A 13073-nucleotide genomic window follows, 5' to 3' on the forward strand; every position below is an offset into this window, starting at 1 on the left:
ACGTACAACTTGATGGTTGTAGATGAACTGGCACCGGACGAGGCGGACCGCCTTTTCCACGCCCTCGCGGATCGCACCCGGCGCGACATCGTCGTCCGGGTGATCGAGCGGGAGTGCTCCGTCTCGGAGCTCGCCCGCGGTTACGAGATGAGCTTCGCGGCGGTGCAGAAACACGTGGCGGTGCTGGAGAAGGCCGGCCTGGTCGTCAAGACCCGGCGGGGGCGCGAGGCCCTGGTCGGCCCGGACGTCGACACCATCGCGCGCGGCGCCCGCCTGCTGCGCGGATACGAGGACCTGTGGCGGGGAAGAGTCGCGCGCATGGACGCGCTGCTCGACCCCCCGACCGATTGAGGAGTTCCGTCATGCCCGTGCTCACCACCGGCGCCGATCGCGAGGCGCTCACCTTCACCCTCGAGGCGGAGTTCGCCGCCTCCCCGGAGCGCGTCTGGCAGCTCTGGGAGGACCCCCGGCTGCTGGAGAAGTGGTGGGGCCCGCCCGGATGGCCCGCCACCTTCGTCCGCCACGAGCTGCGGCCCGGCGGTGAGTCCCGCTACTACATGACCGGCCCGGACGGCACGAAGGCCGGCGGCTGGTTCTCGACGGTGTCCACCGACGCCCCGTCGACCTTCACCTTCCGCGACGGCTTCGCCGGCGAGGACGGCGAGCCCCTCGACCCCGAGGATCACTCCACGACCACCGTCGTCATCACGCCCACCGGCGACGTGACGCGCATGACCCTCACCGCGACGCACCGTTCGCTCGAGCAGCTCGAGCAGGTCCTCGAGATGGGCATGGAGGAGGGCATGACCCAGGCGATGAACCAGATCGACGCCCTGCTCTGAGCGTGTGCCGGAAATCCCGTTGACGGCGCCCCGTCGTCCCGGGATAGGCTGCCGCGCATGAACTCCTGACACGTGTCGACGCCCTGCGCGGCGTCGACGGATGCCCCCATCCGTGCCTCCCGTGTCAGGAGTCTCTCCTTTTGCGTACCTCCACGCCCATGTCCACGTCCGTCTCCGCCGACCGGTGGGCCGCGCTCGGCGCTCTCGCCCTCGGCTACGCCATGATCCTGGTGGACGCGACGGCGCTATCCGTCGTCACCGTCCGCCTCATGGACGGCCTGCACACCGACGTCCGCTCGGTGCTGTGGGTCTCGTCCGCGTACCTGCTCGCCTTCGCCGTCCCGATGCTGCTGTGCGGCCGCCTCGGTGACCGGTTCGGGCACCGCCGCATGTACCTACTTGGCCTCGCCGTCTTCCTCCTCGCGTCGCTCGCCTGCGGCTTCGCGCCGACCCTCGGCGTGCTGGTGGCGATGCGCGTCGTGCAGGGGATCGGCGCGGCGCTGATGACGCCGCAGGTCATGGCGATCATCACCCTCGTCTTCCCGATCGAGACCCGCGGTGCGGCCCTCGGCGTCTGGGGCTCCGTCACCGGCGTCGCGACGCTGGCGGGCCCGCTCCTCGGTGGCCTCCTCGCCGACGTCGCGAGCTGGCGCTGGGTGTTCTGGCTCAACGTCCCCGTGGGCGTCGCGGGGATCGTCCTTACCCTCCGGTTCGTCCCGCGGTCGACGGCGGACGCCCGCCGGCTCGATATTCCTGGGGCCGTCCTGTCCGCAGCCGCCGTGTTCGGGCTGATCCTCGGTCTGCAGGAGCTCGGGCGACCCGGCGCGATGCCGTGGATCGCGCTCGCAGCGGGCGCCGCAGCGACTCTCGCCTTCCTCTCCCGCCAGCGCCGACGGAGCGAGGACGCGCTCGTCCCGCTGCGGCTCTTCCGCATTCGCAGCTTCGCCGCGTCGTCGGGCGTCAACCTGCTCGCCGGTGCGTGGGTGACCGCCTACGTCTTCCCGGCGACGCTCTACGCGCAGGCCCGGCACGGCGTCTCCCCGGGCGGCGCCGCGCTGCTGCTGGCGCCGATGGCCCTGGTCTCGGCCCTGCTCGCGCCGCGGGTCGGGCGGTCGCTGCGCCGGCGCGACCCGCGCGGAGTCCTGTCGGCCGGTCTCGCGGTGTGCGCCCTCGGCCTGGCGCTGTTCGTGGCCGTCCTCGCCGCGGCGCTGCCGGCCGGGTGGCTGACGGTGCCGGCCGCGGTGGTCGGCGTGGGCAGCGCGATGATGTGGGGCCCGATGTCGCTGCTCGCGACCTCCGAGCTGCCGCGCGACCTGGTGGGCGCGGGCGCCGGCGTCTTCAACACGACGCGGCAGTTGGGCTCGGCGTTCGGTGCGGCCGCGGTCGCCGCGGTGCTCGCCCACGGCGCGCTGCCCGGAGCGATGGTGTTCGCGGCGGTCGTCTGCCTGGCCGCCCTCGCCGCCTCCGCCGCGGTGCGCTCGTGAAACCGGCCGAATACCGCGGCACGAGGCCGAATCTTCCCTCGTGACCGAGGAATCGGCCGGTTTCACGAGGAACTGATCGCCTCCGCCGCCAGTCGGCCGGAGATCAGTGCGGGCGGCACCCCGACGCCGGGGTGCGTCATCGACCCGGCGAGCACGGCGTTCGCGAGGCCGGGCACCCGCTGCGGGCGGCGCAGCGGCCCCGTCTGGGTGAGGGTGTGGGCCGCGGCGAACGGGGTGCCCGCCGACATGCCCTGTCGCGCCCAGTCGGCGGGGGTGTCCACGTGGATCACCTCCGCGTCGGAGATCCCGCGGTAGCCGCGGCCCTCCAGGGTTCGCAGCACGTCGCGCGCGTAGTCGGTGCCCATCGTGTCCCAGTCCAGCGGCGCCGATTCCAGGTTCGGGCAGGGGGCCAGCACGCTCACCGGCCCGGGCTCGCCCGTCGTGACCGACGGCCGGGTGATGAGGAACGACGGGTCGCTCATGAGCCGCCCGCGGCCCCGCGTCGCGGTGATCTCCGCGAAGGTCTGCTCCCACGCGGCACCGAAGTCCAGCGTGTGGTGGGCCTGCGTGGGCCAGTGGTCCTGCAGGTCCGGGTCCACGTCGAGGTGCGCGACCACCGCCGACGGCGACAACCGCACCCTCCGCGGCGCCCGCCCGCCGAGCGGCGCGATGAGCCGGTCGGTGACGGGAGAGTCGGCCGTGAGCACCACCCCGTCGAACGGGAACTGGTGCACGCGGGTGATCGTCCGGGCCCGCAGCCCCGTCACACGGCCCCGTCGGCCATCGAGGCCGATCACCTCGTGGTCGAAGAGGAGCCGGCCTCCGGCCCGTTGGATCTGCCGGGCCATGACGGACGCCACCCAGCCCATGCCCGCCCGCGGGTACCAGACGCCCAGGCCGACGTCCATGTGCGAGATCACCGCGTACACCGCCCGCGCCGCCGACGGCGAGACCCCCGCGTACAGCGCCTGGAAGGTGAGCATGCGGCGGGCGCGCGGGTCGTCGACGCGGCGGTCCACCTGGTGCTGCATCGAGCGCAGCGCGCCGCGTCGCACCAGCCCGCCGAGCCGGGCCAGGTCGCGCGGGTTCGCGTACGAGCCCCACGCGGCGTCGCCGGCGATGAACCGCTCGTAGGCGGCGTCGAACATGCCCTGCTGCCAGCGCATGTGCTCGGGGACGGCGAGGTCGTCGGGCACGTGCAACACGCTCGGCGGCAGGCCGTCCAGCGCGGGGAAGCGGCCCGCGTACGCGGGCGTGACGGGAAGGAGGTCCAGCTCGTCCTCGGCGGCGAAACGGTCCAGGCCGCCCGCCGCGAGGGCGTCGAAGACCAGCTCCGGCATGGTCAGCACGCTCGCGCCCGGATCGACGACGTGGCCGCCGATCCGCACCGTGCCCGCGCGCCCGCCCACGTGTCGCGACCGCTCGATCACGGTGACCTCGTGGCCCGCCCCGAGCAGGTGCAGCGCCGCCGACAGTCCGGACAGTCCCGCCCCGATGATTCCGATGTGCACGGGACGAGTCTAGAAAGGTCTCGGAGCAACATATTGCAATGTATGCATATGTGGCATACGCTCAGGACATGAGCGCAGAACACGACCACGAATCCGGCCACTCGGCGCGGTGGGAGATCGGCTTCGCCATCGCCTCGGGCGTCACCTACACCGCGGGCATGATCGCCGAGTACGCCCTGAAGCTGCCCGACGTCGGCACCGCCCTCTTCCTCGCCACCTACTTCTTCGGCGGCTTCTTCACCATCCGCTCCGCGATCAAGTCCACGCTGAACGGCAAGTTCGAGGTCGACTTCCTCATGCTGGTCGCGGCGATCGGTGCCGCCTCCATCGGCCGGTTCGCCGAGGGCGCGGTGCTGCTGTTCCTGTTCAGCCTCGGCCACGCGCTGGAGGAATTCGCGCTGGCCCGCGCGTCGAAGTCGATCGAGGCCCTGGCCGGCCTCGCGCCCCGCACCGCGCTGGTGCACGTCGGCGGACCGTCGACCACGGCGGGCGAGTTCGTCGACCGGCAGGTGGAGGACGTCGCCGTCGGAGACCTCGTGCTGATCCGCCCCAATGCCCGCGTCAGCTCCGACGGCGTGGTCGTCGACGGCCGGTCCGCGATCGACCAGAGCGCGGTCACGGGCGAGTCGATGCCCGTCGAGAAGGAGCCGCTCGATCCCGCCCGCACCGGCCGCGTCGCCGACGAGAACAAGGTCTTCGCGGGCACCGTCAACGGCTCCGGCGCGCTCGTCGTGCAGGTCACGGCGCTGGCGAAGGACTCCACGCTGAGCAAGGTGGTCGAGCTCGTCGCGTCCACCGACCAGGCCAAGTCGCCCACGCAGCGCTTCCTCGACAAGTTCCAGCGCATCTACGTGCCCTCAGTGATCGCCTTCGTCATCGGCGTCTTCCTCGTCGGCTACTTCGCGCTCGGCAACCCCTTCGACGACGCCTTCTACCTCGCGATGGCCGTCCTCGTCGCCGCGAGCCCCTGCGCGCTGGCGCTGGCCACCCCGTCGGCCGTGCTCGCCGGGGTCGCCCGCGCGGCCCGCGCCGGCGTGCTCGTCAAGGGCGGCGCCCCGCTCGAGACGCTGGGCCGGGTCACGTCGATCGCGTTCGACAAGACCGGCACGCTCACCTGGGGCGAGCCGCGGGTCACCGATACCGTCGCCGCGCCCGGCGTCGAGCTCGACGAGCTGCTCGCGACCACCCTCGCCGTCGAGAAGCTCTCGGACCACCCGCTCGCGGCCGCGGTCGCCGAGGCCGTCGCCGCCCGCACGTCGACGGTGCTCACCGCCTCCGATCTGCAGTCCGTCACCGGACGCGGCGTCCGCGCCCTCGTCGACGGGGAGCGGGTCGAGATCGGCAACGAGCGCCTCTTCACCGACGCCGCCATCGAGATCGACGGTGCCGTCGCCGCCGACGTCGAGCGACTCCAGGCCGGCGGCCGCACCCTGATGATCGTGCGCCGCGGCGGCCGCTTCCTCGGCGTGATCGGCGTGATGGACACGCCCCGTCGGGAGGCCGGGCAGGTGCTCGACCGGCTGCGCGAGTCCGGCATGACCGACATCGTGATGATCTCCGGCGACCACCAGCAGGTGGCCGAGGCCGTGGGTCGCGAGGTGGGCGTCGACCGCGCGCTCGGCGGGCTGCTGCCCGAGGACAAGGTGACCCACGTCCGGGGCCTCAGTGGCGCCGGGCCGGACGCCCGACGGTGCGCCATGGTCGGCGACGGCGTCAACGACGCCCCAGCGATGGCGCAGGCCGACGTGGGCATCGCGATGGGCGCCGCCGGCTCGGCGGTCGCGCTGGAGACTGCCGACGTCGCGCTGATGAGCGACGACCTGGGCCGGTTGCCCTTCGCGGTGCGGCTGAGCCGGCAGACCAGCCGCATCATCCGGCAGAACCTCATCGCCGCGCTCGGCATCGTCGTGTTCCTGGTGATCGTCACCTTCCTCGGTATGCCGATGGGGCCGGTGGTCTTCATCCACGAGGGCTCGACGCTCATCGTCGTGGCCAACGCGCTGCGGCTGCTGCGCTTCGAGGTGGGAAGGGAGCACGAGGGCGTCGAGCACGAGGCGCGCCCCGAACGCGAGCCCGTGGCCGCGTGATCGGGGAAGCGCAGCGGTGCACGAGGTGCGCCCGGAGCGGGAGCCTGCGGCGGCCTGAAATCCGCTGAGGGCGAACGTCGATGCCCGGCCGGAACAACCCGGCCGGGCGTCGGCGTTGAGCGGGGCAGACTGAACTTTGGAGGTCCCATGTCTGAGCAGATCTCGCTGCCCGTTCTCTTCGTCCCCGACCTCGTCGTGCTCCCCGGCATGGTCGTGCCGATCCCCCTCGACGACGCCGCCGCGCAGGCGGCCGTCGACGCCGGCCGCGCGAGCGAGCGCGGCAAGCTCCTCATCGCCCCGCGGCTGGACGACCGCTACCCGACCCACGGCGTCGTCGCGTCGATCGTGCAGGTCGGCCGCGTTCCCGGGCAGTCCGAGTACGTCGCGGTGCTCCGCGGCGAGCAGCGCGCCCACATCGGCTCCGGCACCACCGGCCCCGGCGCGGCCCTGTGGGTCGAGGTCGAGCTCGTCGACGACGCGCCCGTCACCGAGCGCACCCGCGAGCTGGCCGCCGAGTACAAGAAGGTCGTGCTCGCGATGCTGCAGCGCCGCGAGGCGTGGCAGGTCATCGACGCCGTCAATCGGCTCACCGACCCCGCCGCGCTGGCGGACACGTCGGGCTACTCGTCCTGGCTGACGAACGAGCAGAAGCGCGAGCTGCTCGAGACCGGCGACGTCGACGCGCGCCTGCAGCGGCTCATCGACTGGACCGGCGAGCACCTCGCCGAGACCGAGGTGAGTGACAAGATCGCCTCCGACGTCCGCGACGGGATGGAGAAGCAGCAGAAGGAGTTCCTGCTCCGGCAGCAGCTCAACGCCATCCGCAAGGAGCTCGGGGAGGACGAGCCCGACGGTGCCGACGACTACCGGTCCCGTGTCGAGGCCGCCGACCTCCCGGAGAAGGTCCGCGAGGCGGCGCTGCGCGAGGTCGGCAAGCTGGAGCGCGGCACCGACCAGAGCCCCGAGGCGGGCTGGATCCGCACCTGGCTCGACACCGTCCTCGACCTGCCGTGGAACGTCACGACCGAAGACTCGGACGACCTGGCCGGCGCGCGGGCGATCCTCGACGCCGACCACCACGGCCTCGACGACGTGAAGGATCGCATCGTCGAGTACCTCGCCGTGCGGTCGCGCCGGTCGCAGCGCGGCATGTCGCTGGTCGGCGGCCGCGGCTCGGGCGCCGTCATGGTGCTCGCCGGCCCTCCCGGGGTCGGCAAGACCTCCCTCGGCGAGTCCGTCGCCCGGGCGCTGGGTCGGAAGTTCGTGCGCGTGGCACTCGGCGGCGTGCGCGACGAGGCCGAGATCCGCGGGCACCGTCGCACCTACGTCGGCGCGCTGCCCGGCCGGATCGTGCGCGCGATCGGCGAGGCCGGAGCGATGAACCCGGTGGTGCTGCTCGACGAGATCGACAAGGTGGGCTCCGACTACCGCGGCGACCCCGCGGCTGCCCTGCTCGAGGTCCTCGACCCCGCGCAGAACCACACCTTCCGCGACCACTACCTGGACCTCGATCTGGACCTGTCCGACGTCGTCTTCCTGGCGACGGCCAACGTGGTGGAGAACATCCCGTCGGCGCTGCTCGACCGCATGGAGCTCGTCACCCTCGACGGCTACACCGAGGACGACAAGGTCGCGATCGCCCGGGACTACCTGGTGCCACGGCAGCTCGAGCGGGCCGCGCTCACCGCCGACGAGGTGACCGTCACCGACGAGGCGTTGCGCGAGATCGCCGCGAGCTACACCCGCGAGCCGGGCGTGCGGCAGTTCGAGCGGCTGCTGGCGAAGGCGCTGCGCAAGGTCGCGGTGGAGCAGTCCTCCTCCTCGGAGGGCGGGCGCACCGTCGTCGATGTCGGGGACCTGCAGGGCTACCTCGGCCGGCCCCGGTTCACCCCGGAGACCGCGGAGCGCACCGAGGTGCCGGGCGTCGCGACGGGCCTCGCCGTGACCGGCATGGGCGGTGACGTCCTGTTCATCGAGGCGCTGCACACGCCCGGCGAGTCCGGCCCGGAGCTGAAGCTGACGGGTCAGCTCGGCGACGTGATGAAGGAGTCGGCGCAGATCGCTCTGTCGTACGTGCAGGCGCACGCCGCCGACTTCGGCATCGATCCGGCCGCGCTGAACGGCACGGTGCACATCCACTTCCCGGCCGGCGCCGTCCCCAAGGACGGGCCGTCGGCGGGCGTCACGATGGTCACCGCGCTGGTGTCGATGCTGACGGGGCGGCGCGTGCGCAGCGACGTCGGCATGACCGGCGAGGTCACGCTGAACGGCCGGGTGCTGCCGATCGGCGGGGTCAAGCAGAAGCTGCTGGCCGCGCAGCGCAACGGCCTGAAGACGGTGTTCGTCCCGCAGCGCAACGAGCCCGACCTGGACGACGTCCCGGCCGAGGTCCTCGACGCGCTGGACGTGAAGCCCATGGTCGACGTCGCCGAGATCGTTGCGCTGGTCCTCGAGCCGGTGTCCGAGGGCGCGCAGGTCGCCGCCTAACAGGTTCGACGGTGCGGGCGGGTCGCTTCGGCGGCCCGCCCGCTGTCGTGTCGTTGGATGCGGGCGGCGTCGCCGCGTGGGGGACGTCGACTTCGCGCGGGGGAGAACCGGTCCCCGGTGGAACGTCGTTCCTTCGGTGGGGGAGACGGCCTCCCCCGCGCCTGGCCAACGCAGCGTGGGGGACGTCGTCGCGGCGTGGGGGACGAACTCGAACCGAACCGCTGGGTGCTCGGCGCTCGTGCGTGGGCGCCGACTACGCGGAGACGGTCGCGGCGACGGAGAGCAGGAGCGCGACCACGCCGACGATCGCGATGCAGGCGATCCGGTAGCGGCCGAGCCCGAACGCAGCGCCGATCACAGCGAAGGCCGACGCCAGCACCACCAGAACGGTGAGGGCGGTCCGGGTGACGGCGGTGTAACCGGGATCGTTCCAGGTCTCGACGCTGACCAGGGAGCCGAAGGCCAGGAGCACGGCGACGGCGAACGCCCAGCCCGCGACGAATAGCGAGTACCGGGCGATCGCGACGCGGACGGCGTACCTGCGGTCGGTGGGGGCGAGGCTGCTCATAGATCCAGTCCACTCGATTCCGGCGCTCCGCGGATCCGTGGAACTACCCAGTCGACCCCTGGGATCCTCCGCGGTCCGCGTGACGGCGTGCGACGCCGCGTGGGGGACGTGCACGTCGCGCAGGGGACGCCCCGGCCCCCATCAGGCGACCGGCTTCCTGTAGGGGAGGTGCCGCCGCGTGGGGGGCGTACGCGCCGCGTGGGGGACATCGGAGGTGCAGCCGCGGCACCGTCGGACAGCGCGACCTGGGAGAACGCACCTTGAGCGACCCGCGCTCAACTTTTTCGCGAAATCGGGAACATTCCCGTCCGGTCGTCCGTTGGACAGAACGTACTACTTGAGCGTGATCCGCTCAATGGGGTAGAACTGAAGTGTTCGCCCCTTGAGTCGGGGGCGCTGAAGTCTGGATCTGTAGCAGAACTATTCAGGAGGCAAATCAATATGGGACGTGCAGTAGGCATCGACCTCGGCACCACCAACTCGTGCGTCGCTGTCCTCGAGGGCGGCGACCCGGTCGTGATCGCGAACGCCGAGGGCTCGCGGACCACCCCCTCGGTGGTGGCCTTCGCGCGCAACGGTGAGGTCCTGGTGGGTCAGCCCGCCAAGAACCAGGCCGTCACGAACGTCGACCGCACCATTCGCTCGGTCAAGCGCCACATCGGCACCGACTGGACGCAGAAGATCGACGACAAGGACTACACCAGCCAGGAGATCAGCGCCCGCACGCTGATGAAGCTCAAGCGCGACGCCGAGGCCTACCTGGGCGAGGACGTCACCGACGCCGTCGTCACGGTGCCCGCGTACTTCAACGACGCGCAGCGCCAGGCCACCAAGGAGGCCGGCCAGATCGCGGGCCTGAACGTGCTCCGCATCGTCAACGAGCCCACCGCCGCCGCGCTCGCGTACGGCCTGGACAAGGGCGAGAAGGAGCAGACCATCCTGGTCTTCGACCTCGGTGGCGGCACCTTCGACGTCTCGCTGCTGGAGATCGGCGACGGCGTCGTCGAGGTCCGCGCGACCTCGGGCGACAACAACCTCGGTGGCGACGACTGGGATCAGCGCGTCGTCGACTGGCTCGTCGAGAAGTTCAAGGCGCAGCACGGCATCGACCTGACCAAGGACAAGATGGCCATGCAGCGTCTGCGTGAGGCCGCTGAGAAGGCGAAGATCGAGCTGAGCTCGGGTCAGAGCACGTCGATCAACCTGCCGTACATCACGGTGGACGCGGACAAGAACCCGCTGTTCCTCGATGAGAACCTGTCGCGCAGCGAGTTCCAGAAGATCACCAACGATCTGCTGGAGCGCACCCGCAAGCCCTTCCAGGCGGTCATCAAGGACGCCGGCATCGCCGTGGGCGACATCGACCACGTCGTGCTCGTCGGCGGTTCCACCCGTATGCCCGCCGTGACCGAGCTGGTCAAGGAGCTCACCGGCGGCCAGGAGCCCAACAAGGGCGTCAACCCGGACGAGGTCGTCGCCGTCGGCGCCGCCCTGCAGGCCGGCGTGCTGCGCGGCGAGGTCAAGGACGTGCTGCTGCTCGACGTCACCCCGCTGTCCCTCGGCATCGAGACCAAGGGCGGCGTGATGACCAAGCTCATCGAGCGCAACACCACCATCCCCACCAAGCGGTCCGAGACCTTCACCACGGCCGACGACAACCAGCCGTCGGTGCAGATCCAGGTCTTCCAGGGCGAGCGTGAGATCGCCGCGCACAACAAGCTGCTCGGCAGCTTCGAGCTCACCGGCATCGCGCCGGCGCCGCGCGGCGTGCCCCAGATCGAGGTCACCTTCGACATCGATGCCAACGGCATCGTGCACGTGACCGCGAAGGACAAGGGCACCGGCAAGGAGAACACCATCAAGATCTCCGACGGCAGTGGTCTGTCGCTGGAGGAGATCGACCGGATGATCAAGGACGCCGAGGCGCACGCCCAGGAGGACAAGGCTCGTCGCGAGGAGGCGGAGACCCGCAACCAGGCCGAGTCGCTGGTCAACCAGACCGAGAAGTTCCTCAAGGAGAACGAGGACAAGGTCCCGGCCGAGAACAAGGAGAAGGTCGAGGCCGCCATCAAGGAGGCGAACGAGGCGCTCCAGGGCACCGACATCGCCGCCGTGAAGGCCGCTGTCGAGAAGCTCTCGACCGAGTCGCAGGAGCTGGGCCAGGCGCTGTACGCGCAGGCCGGTGCCGCTGAGGCGCAGGCCGACGGTGCCGACGCCGGCGCCCAGCAGGACGACGGCGTCGTGGACGCCGAGGTCGTCGACGAGGACCCGAAGGACGCCAAGTAATGACGAGTCCCGAGAATCCGGTGGAACCGGATGAGGTGACCGCGGAGTCCGAGGTCGCGGCGGAGGAATCCGCCGCGGCCGCGGCCGACGCCGAGATCGTGGAGGAGGCCGCGCCCGACAAGGAGGCGGAACTCACCGCCGATCTGCAGCGCGTGACCGCCGAGTACGCCAACTACCGCAAGCGCACCGCGCGCGACGTGGTGGACGCCCGCGCCGCGGGCAAGGCCTTCGTGGTCGGCGAGCTGCTCGTGGTCCTCGACGACCTGGAGCGCGCGCGCAACCACGGCGATCTCGAGGCCGGGCCGCTGAAGTCCGTGTCCGACAAGCTCGACGGCGTGCTCAAGACCCTCGGTCTCGAGTCCTTCGGTGCGGAGGGCGACGAGTTCGACCCCGCGATCCACGAGGCCGTGCAGCACGAGGGCGACGGTGCCGATCCCGTTCTGGGAGCGGTACTGCGCCAGGGATATCAGATCGATGGCAAGGTGATCCGTAACGCGATGGTCGCAGTGGTCGACCGTCCGGCGGAGGCCCCGAGCCAGGACGAGCAATAAAGGAGGTGATGCCCAGTGGCACAGAGGGAATGGGTTGAGCAGGACTTCTACAAGGAGCTGGGCGTCAGCTCCAGTGCGAGTGCCGACGAGATCAAGAAGGCCTACCGCAAGCTGGCCCGTGAGCTGCACCCGGACGCGAATCCGGGCAATACTCAGGCCGAGGAGCGGTTCAAGCGGGTCTCCGAGGCGCACGCCGTGCTCTCCGACCCGGCCAAGCGCAAGGAGTACGACGAGACGCGGCGCCTGTTTGGCGGCGGTCGCTTCGGCTCCGGCGGCGCGGGCGGCTACGGCGGCGGTGGCGGTTTCGGCACCGGCGGCTTCGGCAACACCGGCGGCGGCTCGGGCGGGTTCTCGTTCTCGGACATCTTCGACGGTGCCGCCTCCGGCAACGGTGGAGGCGGCGGCTTCGGGGACATCTTCGAGGGCCTGTTCAACCGCGGTGGCGCGGGGCAGGGCTCCGGCCCGGGCCCGCAGCCCACGCGGCCGCGCCGTGGCAGCGATCTGGAGTCCGAGCTGACGCTGGGCTTCCGGGACGCGACGCTGGGCGTGACCACGCCGATCACGCTGACCTCGCCGTCGCCGTGCACCACCTGCCACGGGTCCGGCGCCAAGCCGGGCACCAGCCCGCGGGTGTGCCAGTCCTGCAACGGTTCCGGGCTCGTCAGTCGGAACCAGGGGGCGTTCAGCTTCTCCGAGCCGTGCCCGGACTGCCGCGGCACCGGCTCGGTGATCGACGACCCCTGTTCGGACTGCAGCGGCACCGGCGTCACCGTGCGCACCCGCACGGTGAACGTGAAGATCCCGCCCGGCGTCAAGGACGGCCAGCGCATCCGCCTGGCCGGCCAGGGGCAGGCCGGGATGCGCGGGGCGCCCTCGGGCGACCTGTTCGTCACGGTCCACGTCAGCGCCGACGAGGTCTTCACCCGTAACGGCGACGACCTGCTCGTCACCCTGCCCGTGAGCTTCGCGGAGCTGGCGCTGGGCGCCACCGTCACCGTCCCCACGCTGGGACAGCCGGTGGGCGTGAAGATCCCGGCCGGCACCACCGACGGTCGCACCCTGCGGGTGCGCGGCCGCGGCGTGCCGAAGCGGGCGGGCGGCCACGGCGACCTGCTCGTCAAGGTGCAGGTCGCGGTGCCCCCGTCGCTCGACGAGCGGGCGCAGCAGGCGCTCCGCGACTACGCGGAGGCCGAGCGCGCCGCGGGCTTCGACCCGCGGGGCGGCTGGGCCGGCGCCGGAAGTCCTGCGGGGGCGTAG

General features: G+C 71.6%; 10 protein-coding genes. 8 read left to right on the top strand and 2 right to left on the bottom strand.

All coding sequences use genetic code 11. The features are described 5' to 3' along the window. Positions 1-12: 12 nt before the first annotated feature. The 3 genes from WFK95_RS02095 (at position 13) to WFK95_RS02105 (ending at position 2326) form a co-directional block, all read left to right on the top strand. Positions 13-351, top strand: coding sequence for an ArsR/SmtB family transcription factor (locus WFK95_RS02095; RefSeq protein WP_336669738.1), 339 nt, complete (start codon positions 13-15; stop codon positions 349-351). 11 nt (positions 352-362) lie between these two features. Beyond that, the gene (locus WFK95_RS02100) at positions 363-842 is read left to right on the top strand and encodes an SRPBCC family protein (RefSeq protein ID WP_224649850.1); all 480 of its coding nucleotides are present in this window, start codon (positions 363-365) and stop codon (positions 840-842) included. Positions 843-1000: 158 nt separating this feature from the next. Further along, positions 1001-2326: an MFS transporter gene (locus WFK95_RS02105; protein WP_336669739.1), complete on the top strand. Its 1326-nt coding sequence runs from the start codon at positions 1001-1003 to the stop codon at positions 2324-2326. 62 nt (positions 2327-2388) lie between these two features. On the opposite strand, the gene crtI is transcribed toward WFK95_RS02105, so the two are convergent. Then, on the bottom strand, positions 2389-3837 hold the full coding sequence (crtI, locus tag WFK95_RS02110; RefSeq protein ID WP_336669740.1) for a phytoene desaturase family protein: 1449 nt from the start codon (positions 3835-3837) through the stop codon (positions 2389-2391). Between the two features lie 68 nt (positions 3838-3905). Here crtI and WFK95_RS02115 point away from each other — a divergent pair, with 68 nt between their 5' ends. Next, positions 3906-5924, top strand: a complete 2019-nt coding sequence (locus WFK95_RS02115) for a heavy metal translocating P-type ATPase (protein WP_336669741.1) — start codon at positions 3906-3908, stop codon at positions 5922-5924. Positions 5925-6071: 147 nt separating this feature from the next. Continuing rightward, a complete protein-coding gene (lon, locus tag WFK95_RS02120) occupies positions 6072-8411 on the top strand; it encodes an endopeptidase La (RefSeq protein ID WP_336669742.1) in 2340 nt (779 codons plus the stop codon). A 253-nt stretch (positions 8412-8664) separates the two neighbouring features. On the opposite strand, the gene WFK95_RS02125 is transcribed toward lon, so the two are convergent. Beyond that, positions 8665-8979, bottom strand: coding sequence for a hypothetical protein (locus WFK95_RS02125; RefSeq protein WP_336669743.1), 315 nt, complete (start codon positions 8977-8979; stop codon positions 8665-8667). A gap of 441 nt (positions 8980-9420) precedes the next feature. On the opposite strand from WFK95_RS02125, the gene dnaK reads away from it, so the two are divergent. The 3 genes from dnaK to dnaJ are packed head-to-tail and all read left to right on the top strand — an operon-like array spanning position 9421 to position 13073. Further along, positions 9421-11265 carry a molecular chaperone DnaK gene (gene dnaK / locus WFK95_RS02130; protein WP_336669744.1) on the top strand — a complete coding sequence of 615 codons (1845 nt, stop codon included), beginning with the start codon at positions 9421-9423 and terminating at the stop codon, positions 11263-11265. Next, the gene (gene grpE, locus WFK95_RS02135) at positions 11265-11816 is read left to right on the top strand and encodes a nucleotide exchange factor GrpE (protein WP_224649864.1); all 552 of its coding nucleotides are present in this window, start codon (positions 11265-11267) and stop codon (positions 11814-11816) included. Before dnaK ends, grpE begins: the two co-directional genes overlap by 1 nt. Positions 11817-11831: 15 nt before the next feature. Next, the gene (gene dnaJ, locus WFK95_RS02140) at positions 11832-13073 is read left to right on the top strand and encodes a molecular chaperone DnaJ (RefSeq protein WP_336669745.1); all 1242 of its coding nucleotides are present in this window, start codon (positions 11832-11834) and stop codon (positions 13071-13073) included.

The sequence above is a fragment of the Tsukamurella sp. USMM236 genome (assembly GCF_037148755.1).
In the GTDB taxonomy this organism is placed as follows: domain Bacteria; phylum Actinomycetota; class Actinomycetes; order Mycobacteriales; family Mycobacteriaceae; genus Tsukamurella.